Below are 15,705 nucleotides of genomic sequence, written 5' to 3'. Positions count from 1 at the left end.
CTTCCCATGAATATCAAGACAGCCCTGAGCCGTATCGTCGATCACCTCGACCTCAGTACCGATGAAATGCGCGATGTGATGCGCGAAATCATGACCGGCCAGTGCACCGAAGCGCAGATCGGCGCGTTCATGATGGCCATGCGCATGAAGAGCGAGAGCATCGACGAGATCGTCGGCGCCGTGTCGGTGATGCGTGAGCTGGCCGATCAGGTCGAGCTGAAAACCCTCGACGGCGTGGTCGATGTGGTCGGCACCGGCGGTGACGGTGCGAACATCTTCAACGTCTCGACCGCGTCTTCCTTTGTTGTTGCAGCGGCCGGTTGCACCGTGGCCAAGCATGGCAACCGCGCAGTCTCCGGCAAGAGCGGCAGCGCCGATCTGCTGGAGGCTGCCGGCATTTACCTGAACCTCACCCCGGTACAGGTCGCGCGCTGCATCGACAACGTCGGTATCGGTTTCATGTTTGCCCAGACTCACCACAAAGCGATGAAGTACGCCGCCGGCCCGCGCCGCGAACTCGGCCTGCGCACGCTGTTCAACATGCTCGGCCCGCTTACGAATCCGGCCGGTGTGAAACATCAAGTGGTAGGCGTGTTTACTCAGGCGCTGTGCCGGCCATTGGCCGAAGTCTTGCAGCGACTGGGCAGCAAACACGTGCTGGTGGTGCATTCGAAGGACGGTCTGGATGAATTCAGCCTCGCCGCGCCGACCTTTGTCGCCGAACTGAAAAACAACGAAATCACTGAGTATTGGGTCGAACCGGAAGACCTCGGCATGAAGAGCCAGAGTCTGCACGGCCTCTCGGTCGAGGGCCCGGAAGCATCGCTGGCGCTGATCCGCGATGCCCTCGGCAAGCGCAAAACCGAAAACGGCCAGAAAGCGGCCGAGATGATTGTGCTCAATGCCGGTGCGGCGTTGTATGCCGCCGACCTGGCAAGCAGTCTGAAACAAGGTGTGGAGCTGGCGCACGACGCGCTGCACACCGGCCTCGCTCGGGAAAAACTCGAGGAGCTGGGTGCCTTTACCGCGGTATTCAAAGTGGAGAATGAAGGATGAGTGTACCGACGGTTCTGGAAAACATTCTGGCGCGCAAGGTTGAGGAAGTCGCCGAGCGCAGCGCTCGGGTCAGCCTGAGCGAGCTGGAAGGTCTGGCCAAGGCGGCCGATGCACCCCGTGGTTTTGCCCAGGCATTGCTGGCGCAAGCGAAGAAGAAACAGCCGGCAGTGATTGCTGAAATCAAAAAGGCCTCGCCGAGCAAAGGCGTGATCCGCGAAGACTTCGTGCCGGCCGACATCGCCAAGAGCTACGAAAAGGGCGGGGCGACTTGCCTGTCGGTGCTGACCGACATCGATTACTTCCAGGGCGCCGATGCGTATCTGCAACAGGCACGCGCTGCGTGCAAGCTGCCGGTGATCCGCAAGGACTTCATGATCGATCCGTACCAGATCGTTGAAGCCCGCGCGCTTGGCGCCGATTGCGTGCTCCTGATCGTCTCCGCGCTCGACGACGTGAAAATGGCCGAACTGGCCGCCGTGGCCAAGGGCGTCGGTCTCGACGTATTGGTGGAAGTGCACGACGGTGACGAACTGGAACGCGCGCTGAAGACCCTCGACACGCCGCTTGTTGGCGTCAACAACCGCAACCTGCACACCTTTGACGTTAGTCTGGAAACCACTCTCGACCTGCTGCCGCGCATCCCGCGCGATCGCCTGGTGATTACCGAGAGCGGTATCCTCAATCGGGCCGACGTCGAGCTGATGGAAATCAGCGATGTGTATTCGTTCTTGGTCGGCGAAGCGTTCATGCGCGCGGAAAACCCGGGCGTTGAATTGCAGCGCTTGTTCTTCCCGGAGCGGGGCGGTCCAGTAGTAAGCGGTTCGACCCTCGACTGACCGAGTCGCCCTCATTCGCGAGCAGGCTCGCTCCCACAGGGAAATGCATTCCGGTGTGGGAGCGAGCCTGCTCGCGAAGAGGCCCTGAATTCCGCTAAAGAGATTCAATCTGCCGGAGCCCCCCCATGTCGCTGCCAACCCCCCTGACCATCGAATCCGGCCTGCAAGCCGAACAGGACTTGTTGGCCTCGGTCTGCGCCGGCGACGCCGAATTCGGTCTGCTGTTCTGGCAACCCACCGACCGCGCGCTGGTCATGCCGCGCCGCCTCAACCGTCTCCCGCAATTCGACCACGCGTGCGAAGTCTCCGCTGCCGCCGGCTGGCCGGTGCTGCTGCGAGAAACCGGCGGCGAGCCGGTGCCGCAATCTGCTGCGACCATCAACATTGCTCTGGTCTATGCCCCGCCTCGCAGCGAGGGCGACTTGAACCGCATTGAAACCGGCTACCGCCGCCTGTGCGATCCGATCTGTCAGTTGCTGGATGAATTGGGTGGCACCTCGTCGGTGGGGGAAATCGCCGGTGCATTCTGCGATGGCCGCTTCAACGTCAATCTCGACGGCCGCAAGATGGTCGGCACCGCCCAGCGCTGGCGTCAGAGCCAGGGCGGACAACGTCCGGTGGGTCTGGTGCACGGGGCGATGCTGATGGATGACGAGCGCGAGTCGATGGTCGCCGCGGTCAATCGCTTCAATGAAGCCTGCGGGCTGGAGCAACGGGTGAGGGCGCAAAGCCACATCGCCTTGCATGAGAAATTCAACGCGCCACAAGCGCTGGCGCGTCTCGATGAGCTGTTTCGTTTGATGCTGGCGCAGATCTACAGCGCCTGATTTGCAGGCTTAGCGTGTCCCGAAGACCACCATGGTCTTGCCCTTCACGTCGACCAGGTTGCGTTCTTCAAGATCCTTGAGCACGCGGCCGACCATCTCTCGCGAACAACCGACGATCCGACCGATTTCCTGGCGGGTGACTTTGATCTGCATGCCATCCGGATGCGTCATGGCGTCCGGCTGTTTGCACAGTTCCAGCAGGCACCGAGCGACTCGACCGGTGACGTCGAAAAACGCCAGGTCGCCGACTTTGCGCGTGGTATTGCGCAGGCGTTGTGCGATTTGTCCGCTGAGTGCGTAAAGAATGTCTGGGTCCTGTTGCGACAGTTCGCGGAACTTGGCGTAACTGATTTCCGCGGTTTCGCATTCGACCTTGGCCCGCACCCAGGCGCTGCGTTCCTGTTCGTGGCCGGCTTGTTCGAACAGGCCCAGTTCGCCGAAGAAATCCCCGGCGTTCAGATAGGCGATGATCATCTCGCGACCATCGTCGTCTTCGATGAGGATGGTGACCGAGCCCTTGATGATGAAGTACAGCGTGTCCGAGCGATCGCCGGCGCAGATGATGTTGCTCTTGGCCGCATGACGACGGCGCTGGCAGTGCATCAGCAGTTTGTCGATGTTCTTGATTTTGGGTGTGGGGGTAATAGCAACCATGGTTGTATCCCGAAAAGACTGCACGGTGATGTTTGAGTTTTTATGAGGCGCTGAAGGCGGTCGCTACAGGGCTGACGAATGGGCGCCAGCGAATTGGCGCCAGCTTACCAGACACTTCGTCGAAAATTCGAGAAATTACCTACAGCCAGACAGCATCCGTCCTAGGACGTCGTTCCTGCCGGGACAAAGCCCTGTGCTAAGCTGGCGACCCTTTTTTTACAGTGGAGTCTGGGCGATGAAGGCACGCATCCAATGGGCTGGCGAAGCCATGTTCCTCGGCGAATCGGGCAGCGGTCATGTTGTGGTGATGGACGGTCCGCCGGACGCCGGTGGCCGTAACCTCGGGGTTCGCCCGATGGAGATGCTCTTGCTGGGTGTCGGCGGGTGCAGCAACTTCGACGTGGTCAGCATCCTGAAGAAGTCGCGACAGGCCGTTGAAAGCTGCGAAGCCTTCCTCGACGCCGAGCGCGCGACTGAAGATCCCAAGGTCTTTACCAAGATCCACATGCACTTCGTAGTCAAGGGCCGGGGCCTGAAAGAAGCCCAGGTCAAGCGCGCCATCGAGCTGTCGGCCGAGAAGTATTGCTCCGCGTCGATCATGCTCGGCGCGGCTGGCGTGGCGATTACCCACGACTATGAAATCGTTGAACTCGGTTGAACCGACATTCAACTATCATAAAAGCAGTGCAGACTCTGGCGATCCCCTGCTGACGTCTGCATAATGCGCCACTTTTTTCAGGGCAGTGATCGGTCAGCCGACAGGTCATCCGCCTGAACAGATAACCAAAATCGCCATCGCGAAGAGGTGTTAACCGTCCTACGCAGGTGCGTTGTTCGCACTTGACGGGCATGCTTGATCACGCGGCCGCGCCGCATACATAGAGAGTTTTTAACGGTGAAAAGCAAACTCAAGCTCCACGGGTTCAATAACCTGACAAAGACCTTGAGCTTCAACATCTATGACATCTGCTACGCGGAAACCCCGCAAGACCAGCAGGCTTACGTCGAGTACATCAATCAAGAGTACAACGCGAAACGCCTGACGCAGATTCTCACAGAAGTTGTCGAGATCATTGGTGCCAACATCCTGAACATCGCCAGTCAGGACTATGAACCCCAGGGCGCCAGCGTCACGATTCTGATTTCGGAAGAGCCGGTAACCCCGACTGACAGCCAGATCGAAGAATCGCCGGGCCCGTTGCCCGAAATCATTCTGGCCCACCTCGACAAGAGCCACATCACGGTACACACCTACCCGGAAATCCATCCGGACGATGGTATTGCGACCTTCCGTGTGGATATCGACGTGTCGACCTGTGGTGTCATTTCACCGCTCAAAGCGCTCAACTTCCTCATTCACCAGTTCGATTCGGACATCGTGACCGTGGATTACCGTGTGCGCGGCTTCACCCGTGACGTTGAGGGCAACAAGCACTTCATCGACCACGAAATCAACTCGATCCAGAACTACCTCTCCGAAGACACCCGCGACGCGTACCAGATGACCGACGTGAACGTGTACCAGGAAAACCTGTTCCACACCAAGATGCTGTTGAAGAACTTCGAACTGGACAACTACCTTTTCGGCGACGCCACCAGCAATCTTTCGCCCGAGCAACGTGCCCAGGTGACCGACCGTGTGAAACACGAAATGCTGGAAATCTTCTACGCGCGAAACATGCCGACCTAAGATTCCCGGACACAAAAAAGGCGACTCCCTCACGGCAGTCGCCTTTTTTATTGCTGGAATACGGAGCCCTGTAGGAGTGAGTCTGCTCGCGATGAGGCCATCAGCATCGACCCAGATCTCAAATCCGATAGGTACTCTTGGTCATCACTTTCGCCAACAGACTCATCCCGAACTTCACCGGCGCCGGAAAACGAAACCCGCCCGCATCCAGAGCACTTTCCGCGTGATGTTCTTCATCGATGCGCATCTGCTCGAGAATCGCCCGGGACTTCTCGTCCTCGGCCGGCAATTGCTCCAGATGCTCATTCAGGTGCTTGCACACCTGATGCTCGGTCGCCGCGACGAAACCAAGACTGACCTTGTCGCTGATCAGTCCGGCGACCGCGCCGATGCCGAACGACATGCCGTAAAACAGTGGATTCAGCACGCTGGTGTGGCTACCCAGTTGGTGAATGCGCTGCTCGCACCAGACCAGATGATCGATCTCTTCTTCAGCCGCGTGCTCCATGGCTTGGCGTACTTGCGGCAACTTGGCGGTCAGCGCTTGGCCCTGGTACAGCGCCTGGGCGCAGACTTCACCGGTGTGGTTGATGCGCATCAGGCCGGCGACGTGGCGGGTGTCTTCGTCGCTCATCTGCGTGTCCGGCTGCAGAATCGCTGGCGATGGACGGTACGGCTGGCCACTGAAGGGCAACAGCGTGCGCATCGCGGCATCGGCTTGCAGCAGAAGACGGTCTATGGGCGAGTAGTGACGTTGGGTAGTCATGCTGACCTCCGGGAAGAATCTCGGCGGCCAGTTTAACCGAATCGGCCGGCGAGGGTTTGCGCTGGGTCATTGGCTGCTGATTTTGCTCTTTGTGGGAGCGAGCCTGCTCGCGAAAGCGGATTATCGGATACTGAAGTGTTGAATGTATCGACGCCTTCGCGAGCAGGCTCGCTCCCACAGTCGGTTGTCGCCAATCAGCCCGGCGGCCAGTTCATCTGACGCTGCCCCAGCACGTGCATATGAATGTGATAGACAGTCTGCCCGCCAAGTTCATTGCAGTTCATCACCACGCGAAAGCCCTCTTCGCAACCCAGTTCCAGCGCCAGACGCTGCGCAGTGAACAGGATGTGCCCGGCCAGCGCCTTGTCGTCTTCGGTCAGGTCATTGAGCGTGCGCACCGGTTTTTTCGGGATTACCAGAAAGTGCACCGGAGCTTGTGGGGCGATGTCGTGGAAGGCCAGAACCTGGTCGTCCTCGTAAATGATATTGGCCGGGATTTCCCGGTTGATGATCTTGGTGAACAGAGTATCCACTGCTGTTTCTCCGTTGAGTTGGGCTGAATCGAGTGTACCGCTTCGAAGTCGTCTTCCTAGCGGGGGCAGTAAGCTTTGTTGACCATGCCGACAATCGTCCGGTTAAGCCAGCGCGAACCCAGCCGCGGCAGGAACGCCAGCCAGCGGTTGCGTCGTCCCGGAATGATGATTGCGCGATTTTTATCCAGTGCACGCACGGCATGCAGCGCGACCTCTTCCGGACTCATCAGCGAGTTGCTGCTTTCGATCTTTTCGCTGCTCATTTGTGCGGTACGGAAGAACGGTGTACGTGTCGGGCCAGGGCACAGTACCGAGACTTGCACGCCGCTTTGTTTGAGCTCGACGCGCAGGGCTTCGGAAAAGTGCAGCACGTAGGCTTTGCTGGCGTAGTAAGTGCTCATCCATGGGCCGGGGCTGTAAGCGGCCACCGAGGCGACGTTCAGAATCTGCCCGCCACCCAGTAGCGCCATGCTGTTGCCGACCGCATGGCAAAGGCGGGTGAGGGCCAGGATGTTGACCTCGATGAGGTCCTGTTCGGTCATCCAGTCCTGCGCGAGAAACGGGCCGCACGTGCCGATACCGGCGCAGTTGACCAGCAGATCGACCTGCCGGTCACCTTCTTCAAGCTCAAGCAAAAAGCCGGACAGGCGCAACGGTTCGCCGAGGTCGCAGGCACGAAACAACACTTCGACATCGAAGCGCTGGGTCAGCTCGATGGCGATACTTTCCAGCTGATCACGCTGTCGTGCCACCAGAATCAGGCTGCGGCCACGCCGGGCCAGCGCTTCGGCCATGGCCAGGCCGATGCCGCTGGAGGCGCCAGTGATCAGAGCGTAACGGGTCATGCAGTTCTCCATCGCAACAGCTCCGCGCCGGCGACGCGGTTGTCACGGCGAGGAGCGCTGTTCATTCTTGCGCAGAGTCTACAGGGGCCTGCGCCGGTTCGGCTGCCTCGTCGGCGGAAATCGCCGGCGGTTCGACGACCTCAACTTCGTCGGTGGTCCCCGAGCCGCTGTCATAACTGCTTTCCAGATTGCTTTCGTACTCCTCCTGCACAGCGGAGAAGCCACCAAGCAGGCCACCGGCAAAAATCAGTGCGAAGAACACGATCCACAACGAGCACAGCACTTTGACCGCCGTGCTGTTCGGCGGTGGTGGCGGGCCATAGCGGTTGGCGCCGGTATTGCCGGGGACGACCATGATCACCAGTGGGAAGAAGCTGCCCACGAACGGCACCAGATTCAGCAACCACAGCCAGCCTGACCAGCCGATATCGTGCAGGCGCTGAACGCTGAACAGAATGCTGACGATTATGAAGCCAATAAACAGGAAGACGGCCAGTATCCCGCCGAAAATCAGGCCGGTTGTCGAGTCGCCGCTGACCAGTCCCAACGCGATCAAGGCGAACACGCCGACGATGGGCAGGGCCACCAGACTCAAGACCATGGTCCAGGCCAGAAAGCGCAGGCGACCGATCCGGCCTTCGACACTGAATGGCTTGAGCGTGGCAAACGCAGGCAGGCTTTCTCCGACGTTGGCGCGTGGCGGGGCGTAAGGTGAGTCCGGTTCGGCCACCGCTGCAGGGTTATCGTGGACATCTGCCAGACTCAGCTCAATGGCAGTTTCCGCTTCGATCCGCGCATCGATCCCGGTTTTGCTCAACGCTTGCAGATACGTCTGGGCATCGCTGTGGGATAAATCCCGTTTGAGGGCGACGGCGCGGCCACTGAACAGGCGCTCGATGGCGGCCACATCGCTTTTGAACAGATCCGCCAGATTCAGTTTGGCAGTGGTAAGGTCGACGCCAGGTTGCAGCGCGCCGTCGAAGACGATCTTGTAACGGGGTTCGCTCATGGCCGAGGCATCCTTGTCACGATTGGGTTTGCAGGTATCAAGTCGAGGCCAGCCTGATAGTGACTGGCCGGGGATCTCTCAGCGCGGCCAGCGTTGTGGCAGCTGTGCAGCGCGCGTTTGGGCTTGACGATATTCCGCGTCCAGCCGCGCAATCAACTGGTCCACGCTTGGCAGATCGTCAATCTGACCAACACCCTGGCCCGCCGACCACACGGTCTTCCAGGCTTTGGCCTCATCATTGAGCGGCTTGAGCTTGTCGCCGAAATTCACCTCGCCCTTGCCTTGTAGCGTTGCCATGTCGAAACCGGCCGCTTCCAGGCTCTGGCGCATGAAGCTGGCCGGCACTCCCGACACAGCTGGAGTATGAATGATGTCGGCAGCCTTGGCTGTCAGCAGCATGTCTTTGTAGGCGTCAGGCGCGTGACTTTCGGTGGTGCCGATAAATCGCGTACCGAAGTAGGCCAAATCCGCGCCAAGCAGCTGCGCGGCGAGAATCTCATGGCCGTGGTTCAAACATCCTGCAAGCAACAGCGTCTTGTCGAAAAACTCGCGGATTTCGGCAATCAGCGCAAACGGACTCCAAGTGCCGGCATGCCCACCGGCACCGGCTGCGACGGCAATCAGTCCGTCGACCCCGGCTTCAGCGGCTTTCTCGGCATGGCGCCGGGTGGTCACGTCGTGGAACACCAGACCGCCATAGCTGTGCACCGCGTCGACCAGTTCCTTCACGGCGCCGAGGCTGGTGATGACAATCGGTACCTTGTGCTCGACGCAGATGTCCAGATCCGTCTGCAGGCGCGGGTTACTGTGGTGAACAATCAGGTTCACGGCATAAGGGGCCGGATTATCCAGCGTCGCCAGGCCCGCCTCGATCTGTTCCAGCCAGGCCTTGAATCCGCTGCTCTCGCGCTGGTTCAGCGCCGGAAAGCTGCCGACCACGCCATTGCGGCAGCAGGCGAGCACCAGCTCCGGATTGGAAATCAGAAACATCGGCGCCGCTACGACGGGCAGACGCAGGCGTTGTTCGAGCAGAGCGGGCAGCGACATTGAGAACACCCCGAATATCTGTATTGATTGAAGTTAGAACGGCTTGACCACGACCAGAATTACGATAGCCAGCAATATCAGAACCGGCACTTCATTGAACCAGCGATAAAAGACATGGCTGCGGGTGTTTTCGCCACGGGCAAAACGTTTTACCTGCGCGCCGCACATGTGGTGGTAGCCGATCAGCAATACGACCAGGGTCAGCTTGGCGTGGATCCAGCCGCCCTGGCTGAAGAGTGACGGGTTGAGGTAGATCAGCCAGCCACCGAAGATCAGCGTGGCGATCATCGCCGGGCCCATGATGCCGCGATACAGCTTGCGCTCCATGACGCTGAAGCGTTCCTGGCTGATCGTGTCTGCACTTTGTGCGTGGTAAACGAACAGGCGCGGCAAGTAGAACAGCCCGGCAAACCAGCAGACGACGCTGACGATGTGAAACGCTTTAAGCCATAGATAGAGCATTTTTGGTTATTCCCTCATTCACGGTAGCCAGATAGTAGAGGCTTGAGCGCCCGCGCGTCACCTTGGCGGTTGTCGCAGGCGCGCGCGGCCCCTATTATCGACGGCTTTCCAGTGGGTTCGTTGAGGGCAGGTTTATGGTCAAGGTCGGTATCGTCGGCGGCACGGGTTACACCGGTGTCGAACTGCTGCGTCTGTTGGCACAGCATCCGCAGGCAGAAGTGGTCGTCATCACTTCCCGATCCGAGGCCGGTCTGGCCGTGGCTGACATGTACCCGAACCTGCGCGGCCACTACGACGGCCTGGCGTTCAGCGTGCCGGACGTGAAAACCCTCGGCGCCTGCGATGTGGTGTTCTTCGCCACGCCACACGGTGTGGCTCACGCCTTGGCAGGCGAACTGCTGGCAGCGGGCACCAAGGTCATTGATCTGTCGGCCGACTTCCGTCTGCAAGACGCTGATGAATGGGCCAAGTGGTACGGCCAGCCGCACGGCGCGCCAGAACTGCTGGACGAAGCTGTCTACGGTTTGCCGGAAGTCAATCGCGAGCACATCAAGAAAGCGCGCCTGATCGCGGTGCCGGGTTGCTACCCAACCGCTACGCAACTGGGCTTCCTGCCATTGCTTGAAGCAGGGCTGGCCGACGCTTCGCGCCTGATCGCCGACTGCAAATCCGGCGTCAGCGGTGCCGGGCGTGGCGCGGCTGTAGGTTCTTTGTACTCCGAGACGTCGGAAAGCATGAAGGCCTATGCGGTAAAAGGTCATCGCCACCTGCCAGAAATTCGCCAGGGTCTGCGTCGCGCGGCGGGCAAGGATGTCGGCCTGACCTTCGTACCGCACCTGACGCCGATGATTCGCGGTATTCATTCCACGCTCTATGCGACCGTGGTCGATCGCTCGGTGGATCTGCAGGCGCTGTTCGAAAAGCGCTACGCCAACGAACCGTTCGTCGATGTAATGCCAGCCGGTAGCCACCCGGAAACCCGCAGCGTGCGCGGCGCCAACGTCTGCCGCATTGCTGTGCATCGTCCGCAGGATGGCGATCTGGTGGTGGTACTTTCGGTGATCGACAATCTCGTCAAGGGCGCCTCGGGCCAGGCGGTGCAGAACATGAACATCCTGTTCGGACTGGACGAGCGCTTCGGCCTGTCCCACGCTGGCATGCTTCCTTAAAAGCAGCTACGGGCTTCAAGCCACCAGCTACAAAGGATCAGCGGCAAGCTTGAAGCTCAGCGCTCGAAGCTTGCCGCTGCTCCTCTAATAGTTGACCAATTTTCTAGGACAAGCGGATAATGCGCGTCATCACGCATTATGGCGGCGTAACGCCGGGAGATAGTCAGCATGAGCGTCGAATCCTTCACCCCCACGGCTTTGCAATTCACTCAAGGTGCTGCGCACAAGGTGAAGAGCCTGGTCGATGAAGAGGGGAATGATCGCTTGAAGCTGCGCGTATTCGTTACGGGCGGCGGTTGTTCTGGGTTTCAATACGGTTTCACCTTCGATGAAGACGTGGCCGATGACGACACCATCGTCGAGCGCGAAGGCGTGAGCCTGGTGGTCGATCCGATGAGCTTCCAGTACCTGGCCGGTGCCGAGGTGGATTATCAGGAAGGTCTGGAAGGTTCGCGCTTCGTGATCAAGAACCCGAATGCCACAACGACATGTGGTTGCGGATCGTCGTTCTCGATCTGATCGCACTTCACCGCACACAACAAAACGCCGCAGAGCCTTTCGGTTCTGCGGCGTTTTTGTGTGCGGAGATTATGCCGGGTAGATAGCGCCGAGTACGCGCAGACCGCGAGCACCGGTGACGCTTGGCCGGTTGGCGGCAATCCCTTCCAGGCAGCAATGAGCGAGCCACGCGAAGGCCATGGCTTCCACCCAATCCGGATCGACGCCGTGAGTTGCGGTGCTGGCGACCTTAGTGTTCGGCAGTAGATCCGCCAGTCGTTTCATCAGTGTGGCGTTATGTGCGCCGCCGCCACAGACCAGCAGTTCCTGCGTGTCCGATTGAGCACTTTGCAGCGACTCGACGATGGTCAGCGCCGTCAGTTCGAGCAGCGTGGCCTGAACGTCTTCGGCCGCAAAGCTCGGCAGGCCTGAAAGATGCTGTTCCAGCCAAGGCAGATTGAACACTTCACGGCCGGTACTCTTCGGGCCTTTGGTCACGAAGAACGGGTCGCTGAGCAGTGCTTTGAGCAGGCTTGGCTGAACCGTGCCGGTCGCAGCCCACTGCCCGTCCCGGTCATAGTTTTCGCCGCGTTGCCGGTGAATCCAGGCGTCCATCAGAACATTTCCCGGGCCGCAGTCGAAACCGGCTACAGGTTTGCTTGGCTCAATCAGGCTGAGATTGCTGAATCCGCCTACATTCAAGACTGCCTGGTTACCGGTACGCTCTTCAAACAAAGCTTCGTGAAACGCTGGCACCAGAGGTGCACCCTGGCCGCCCGCCGCAACATCGCGGCTGCGGAAATCACTGACGACGGTAATGCCGGTCAACTCTGTCAGCAGGGCTGGGTTACCGATCTGCACGGTGAAGCCGCGTGCCGGTTCATGGCGAATGGTCTGACCGTGGCTGCCGATAGCGCGGATGGCATCGGGTTGGAGCTGTTGTTGAGCGAGGAGGGCATAAATACCTGAGGCTGCAAGCTCGACCCAGTGTTGCTGGGCAATCGCCGAACGGGCGATCTCGTCGGGGCCGCTGGCACACAAGCCAAGCAGCTCGGCGCGCAGGGAATCAGGCATTGGCAGGTAGTGGGTGTCGATCAGTTTGATCGCCGAGGTCTGTTCGATCAGGGCGATGTCCAGCCCGTCGAGACTGGTTCCGGACATCACACCGATATACAGGGCCATCGCTTAGCGCTTGCTCGAAGCCAGCATGGTGGCCTTCTCTTGATCCATGCGCGCCATCAGCGGCTGGCTCTGCGCCAGGAAACGCGCGCGCTCGGACTTGGCGATCGGATCGGCCATTGGCAGCTTCTGGCCCAGCGGATCGACGTGAACGCCGTTTACCTGGAATTCGTAATGCAAATGTGGGCCAGTAGAAAGGCCGGTGGTACCGATGTAGCCAATGACTTGACCCTGCTTGACGGTACCGCCGGTTTTCACGCCTTTGGCGAAACCCTGCATGTGGCCATAGAGCGTACGGTAAGTGTTGCCATGCTGGATGATCACGGTATTGCCGTAACCGCCACGACGGCCGGCCAGTAATACTTTGCCGTCACCGGCAGCCTTGATCGGCGTGCCCCGTGGAGCTGCGTAATCAACACCTTTGTGGGCGCGGATCTTGTTGAGAATCGGGTGCTTGCGGCCCATGGAGAACTTCGAGCTGATGCGGGCGAAGTCAACCGGCGTCCGGATGAAAGCCTTGCGCATGCTGTTGCCATCGGCGGTGTAATAGCTGCTGTTGCCTTGTTTGTTGGTGTAGCGAACGGCGGTGTAGGTCTTGCCACGGTTGGTGAAGCGCGCGGAAAGGATCGGGCCGGTGCCGACTGCCTTGCCGTTGATGACTTTCTGCTCGTAGATCACATCGAATTCGTCACCCTGACGGATGTCCTGAGCAAAGTCGACGTCGTAGCCGAAGACGCTGGCCATATCCATCGTCAGGCTGTGAGAGAGGCCGGCGCGCGCAGCGGACTGCGAAAGCGAGCTGTTGATGACGCCATGAACGTAGGCAGTGCGAACCGTTGGCTTGGCGGTGACACGGTTGAACGAATAGCCCTTATCGTTCTTGGTCAGGGTAATGGTTTCAACGTCGCTGACCTTGCTGTGCAAGCTGGTCAACTGTCCTTCCGGACTCAGTTCGAATTCGAGTTTCTGACCACGCTTGAGCTGGCTGAACTGTTTGGCCTGCTTGTCGCTTGCCAGTACTTCGTGCACAGAGGCTGCAGGCAGACCGACCTTTTCAAACAGGGTAGACAGCGTATCGCCTTTGGAAACCACGACCTCGCGGTGACCAGGCTCTTTTGATTTCTCAGCAGCCGCAACAGGCGCCGGCGCGGTTTCAGCGGTTTGTGCGGCATTTTCGTCGCTGTTTTCGATTTGTGCGAACGGGGAAGCTGCGGGTTCGTTTGTGGCTTGAGCTGCATCGGCAGCGTCTTGATCTTGTGTCAGTTGTTCAGCAGGACTTTCCAGTTCAAGACTCAGAGTCGTCTTTTTGGCTTCAACATCGCTGGAGGGAAATACCAGCAACGCCAGACTGAGAAGGGCGGCGATTCCACTTGCGGCGAGCAGGTGGGTCTTCGGGTAAAGCGGGGGCGCTTTAGACGGTTCTGTGGTCATAGGTAATTTTTGACTTTGAAATAGATGAATTGGAAAAGATGAATGACATGATGAAGATGAAATAACTGTATAAAATATAACCAAATCATCTCTGAAGCAAGTCCACAGACCTCGGGCCTGTGGATTGCTGTCCGTGCGCCGGGCAAAACTTGTAATTGGTGCGCGTTCTTGTATGGTTGGTTCCCTTTGAATCTGAGCCTTGCGGGTCTGTTATGAAGTCGGTTGAAGAGCAGCTAGCGCTGATTAAACGTGGTGCGGAAGAACTGTTGGTCGAGTCCGAGCTGGTCGAGAAGCTCAAACGCGGCCAACCGCTGCGTATCAAGGCTGGTTTCGACCCTACCGCTCCGGATCTGCATCTGGGTCATACCGTGCTTATTAATAAGCTGCGTCAGTTCCAGGAGCTGGGGCATCAGGTGATCTTCCTTATTGGTGACTTCACCGGGATGATCGGCGACCCGAGTGGCAAGAGCGCAACGCGCCCTCCGCTGACGCGCGAACAGGTTCTCGAGAATGCCGAAACCTACAAGACTCAGGTTTTCAAAATTCTTGATCCGGCGAAAACCGAAGTTGCCTTCAACTCCACCTGGATGGACAAGATGGGGCCGGCGGATTTCATTCGCCTGACGTCGCAATACACTGTCGCCCGCATGCTCGAGCGCGATGACTTCGACAAGCGCTACACCACCAATCAGCCAATCGCTATTCACGAGTTCCTCTATCCGCTGGTGCAGGGCTACGACTCGGTCGCACTGCGCGCGGATGTCGAACTGGGCGGTACCGATCAGAAATTCAATTTGCTGATGGGGCGTGAACTGCAGCGTGGGTATGGTCAGGAGGCTCAGTGCATTCTGACCATGCCATTGCTGGAAGGTCTGGATGGCGTGAAGAAGATGTCCAAGTCGCTGGGCAACTACGTCGGTATCCAGGAAGCGCCGGGCGTCATGTACAGCAAGCTGGTTTCCATTCCGGATGCGCTGATGTGGCGTTACTTTGAATTGCTGAGCTTCCGGTCCATGGATGAGATCGATGCATTCCGGGCTGACGTTGAAGCTGGTGCGAACCCGCGTGACATCAAGATCAAGCTGGCTGAAGAGATTGTTGCGCGTTTCCATGGTGAAGAAGCTGCAGCGAATGCTCATCGTGGGGCTGGCAATCGCATGAAGGATGGCGAGCTTCCGGACGATTTGCCTGAGATCGAACTGGCTTCGGCTGAGGACATGCCGATCGCTGCCGTTCTTAATAAGGCAGGTCTGGTGAAGAACTCGGCAGCGGCGCGTGATCTGTTGGCGGCTGGCGGAGTGCGCGTTGATGGTGAGGTGGTTGATCGCTCCTTTATATATGTAGTGGGCGCGACTCACGTTTGCCAGGCCGGTAAGAAGGCTTTTGCGCGTATCACGCTGAAATCTGAATAAAGTTGGAATTAGGGGTTGACGGCGAATTCCAGAGGTCTATAATTCGCCCCACTTCCGGCGCAGTCGAAACGGAAAACTCCTTGAGATTCAAAGAGTTGCGCAGTTTTCGACAGCGGCTCGCTTCAGATCATCGAAGCCTGGGAGGAGTTGAAAGAGCAGTGATGTTGGCTCTTTTAACGGTTCGATCTTCTCGGTCGAAAGCGGAGAAAAAGAGGTGTTGACAGCAGCGATTAACGCTGTAGAATTCGCCTCCCGCTAACGAGAGATCGGAAGCGCAAGTGGTTGAAGTTG

At 58.8% G+C, this 15,705-nt stretch carries 17 protein-coding genes; 8 read left to right on the top strand and 9 right to left on the bottom strand.

Annotated features, from left to right (window positions below; genetic code table 11):
* The first annotated feature begins 6 nt into the window (after window positions 1-6).
* From trpD to AEQ63_RS26185, 3 genes are all read left to right on the top strand, one after another.
* Window positions 7-1,056, top strand: coding sequence for an anthranilate phosphoribosyltransferase (gene trpD, locus AEQ63_RS26195; RefSeq protein WP_064365388.1), 1,050 nt, complete (start codon window positions 7-9; stop codon window positions 1,054-1,056).
* The gene (gene trpC, locus AEQ63_RS26190) at window positions 1,053-1,892 is read left to right on the top strand and encodes an indole-3-glycerol phosphate synthase TrpC (protein ID WP_064365387.1); all 840 of its coding nucleotides are present in this window, start codon (window positions 1,053-1,055) and stop codon (window positions 1,890-1,892) included. Before trpD ends, trpC begins: the two co-directional genes overlap by 4 nt.
* Before the next feature lie 125 nt (window positions 1,893-2,017).
* The gene (locus AEQ63_RS26185; protein ID WP_064365386.1) at window positions 2,018-2,719 is read left to right on the top strand and encodes a lipoate--protein ligase family protein; all 702 of its coding nucleotides are present in this window, start codon (window positions 2,018-2,020) and stop codon (window positions 2,717-2,719) included.
* Window positions 2,720-2,728: 9 nt separating this feature from the next.
* On the opposite strand, the gene crp is transcribed toward AEQ63_RS26185, so the two are convergent.
* Window positions 2,729-3,373 (bottom strand): cAMP-activated global transcriptional regulator CRP, encoded by a 645-nt coding sequence (crp, locus tag AEQ63_RS26180; RefSeq protein WP_042610435.1) that lies wholly within the window; start codon window positions 3,371-3,373, stop codon window positions 2,729-2,731.
* Window positions 3,374-3,608: 235 nt separating this feature from the next.
* On the opposite strand from crp, the gene AEQ63_RS26175 reads away from it, so the two are divergent.
* Together AEQ63_RS26175 and speD are read left to right on the top strand one after the other, a co-directional pair.
* Window positions 3,609-4,031, top strand: a complete 423-nt coding sequence (locus AEQ63_RS26175) for an OsmC family protein (RefSeq protein ID WP_016772921.1) — start codon at window positions 3,609-3,611, stop codon at window positions 4,029-4,031.
* A 237-nt stretch (window positions 4,032-4,268) separates the two neighbouring features.
* On the top strand, window positions 4,269-5,063 hold the full coding sequence (gene speD / locus AEQ63_RS26170; RefSeq protein WP_024014530.1) for an adenosylmethionine decarboxylase: 795 nt from the start codon (window positions 4,269-4,271) through the stop codon (window positions 5,061-5,063).
* Between the two features lie 118 nt (window positions 5,064-5,181).
* Here speD and coq7 read toward each other — a convergent pair whose 3' ends face one another.
* From coq7 to hemJ, 6 genes are all read right to left on the bottom strand, one after another.
* Window positions 5,182-5,829 carry a 2-polyprenyl-3-methyl-6-methoxy-1,4-benzoquinone monooxygenase gene (gene coq7 / locus AEQ63_RS26165; RefSeq protein WP_064365385.1) on the bottom strand — a complete coding sequence of 216 codons (648 nt, stop codon included), beginning with the start codon at window positions 5,827-5,829 and terminating at the stop codon, window positions 5,182-5,184.
* A 194-nt stretch (window positions 5,830-6,023) separates the two neighbouring features.
* Window positions 6,024-6,362, bottom strand: a complete 339-nt coding sequence (locus AEQ63_RS26160) for a histidine triad nucleotide-binding protein (RefSeq protein WP_016772924.1) — start codon at window positions 6,360-6,362, stop codon at window positions 6,024-6,026.
* A gap of 56 nt (window positions 6,363-6,418) precedes the next feature.
* Window positions 6,419-7,207: an SDR family NAD(P)-dependent oxidoreductase gene (locus tag AEQ63_RS26155; RefSeq protein WP_064365384.1), complete on the bottom strand. Its 789-nt coding sequence runs from the start codon at window positions 7,205-7,207 to the stop codon at window positions 6,419-6,421.
* A 61-nt stretch (window positions 7,208-7,268) separates the two neighbouring features.
* Complete coding sequence (locus AEQ63_RS26150) at window positions 7,269-8,216, bottom strand: DUF805 domain-containing protein (RefSeq protein ID WP_064365383.1); 948 nt, start codon at window positions 8,214-8,216, stop codon at window positions 7,269-7,271.
* Window positions 8,217-8,294: 78 nt separating this feature from the next.
* On the bottom strand, window positions 8,295-9,263 hold the full coding sequence (locus tag AEQ63_RS26145) for an NAD(P)H-dependent flavin oxidoreductase (RefSeq protein ID WP_064365382.1): 969 nt from the start codon (window positions 9,261-9,263) through the stop codon (window positions 8,295-8,297).
* 33 nt (window positions 9,264-9,296) lie between these two features.
* A complete protein-coding gene (hemJ, locus tag AEQ63_RS26140; RefSeq protein WP_039757756.1) occupies window positions 9,297-9,725 on the bottom strand; it encodes a protoporphyrinogen oxidase HemJ in 429 nt (142 codons plus the stop codon).
* A 134-nt stretch (window positions 9,726-9,859) separates the two neighbouring features.
* Between hemJ and argC the strand changes: the two genes are divergently transcribed.
* Together argC and erpA are read left to right on the top strand one after the other, a co-directional pair.
* Window positions 9,860-10,894 (top strand): N-acetyl-gamma-glutamyl-phosphate reductase, encoded by a 1,035-nt coding sequence (gene argC, locus AEQ63_RS26135; protein ID WP_064365381.1) that lies wholly within the window; start codon window positions 9,860-9,862, stop codon window positions 10,892-10,894.
* 168 nt (window positions 10,895-11,062) lie between these two features.
* Window positions 11,063-11,413 (top strand): iron-sulfur cluster insertion protein ErpA, encoded by a 351-nt coding sequence (erpA, locus tag AEQ63_RS26130; protein ID WP_007918905.1) that lies wholly within the window; start codon window positions 11,063-11,065, stop codon window positions 11,411-11,413.
* Between the two features lie 69 nt (window positions 11,414-11,482).
* Here the strand turns inward: erpA and AEQ63_RS26125 are convergent, their stop codons facing one another.
* Both AEQ63_RS26125 and AEQ63_RS26120 read right to left on the bottom strand, forming a co-directional pair.
* Complete coding sequence (locus AEQ63_RS26125; RefSeq protein WP_064365380.1) at window positions 11,483-12,574, bottom strand: anhydro-N-acetylmuramic acid kinase; 1,092 nt, start codon at window positions 12,572-12,574, stop codon at window positions 11,483-11,485.
* Window positions 12,575-12,577: 3 nt separating this feature from the next.
* Window positions 12,578-14,002, bottom strand: a complete 1,425-nt coding sequence (locus tag AEQ63_RS26120; RefSeq protein ID WP_064365379.1) for a peptidoglycan DD-metalloendopeptidase family protein — start codon at window positions 14,000-14,002, stop codon at window positions 12,578-12,580.
* 212 nt (window positions 14,003-14,214) lie between these two features.
* On the opposite strand from AEQ63_RS26120, the gene tyrS reads away from it, so the two are divergent.
* The gene (gene tyrS / locus AEQ63_RS26115; RefSeq protein ID WP_042610446.1) at window positions 14,215-15,414 is read left to right on the top strand and encodes a tyrosine--tRNA ligase; all 1,200 of its coding nucleotides are present in this window, start codon (window positions 14,215-14,217) and stop codon (window positions 15,412-15,414) included.
* Window positions 15,415-15,705: the final 291 nt, after the last annotated feature.

Source organism: Pseudomonas sp. RIT-PI-o (genome assembly GCF_001297215.1).
Lineage (GTDB): Bacteria > Pseudomonadota > Gammaproteobacteria > Pseudomonadales > Pseudomonadaceae > Aquipseudomonas > Aquipseudomonas moraviensis_A.
Note: the sequence above shows the minus strand (reverse complement) of the source record. Positions and strands in the feature narration are given on the sequence as shown.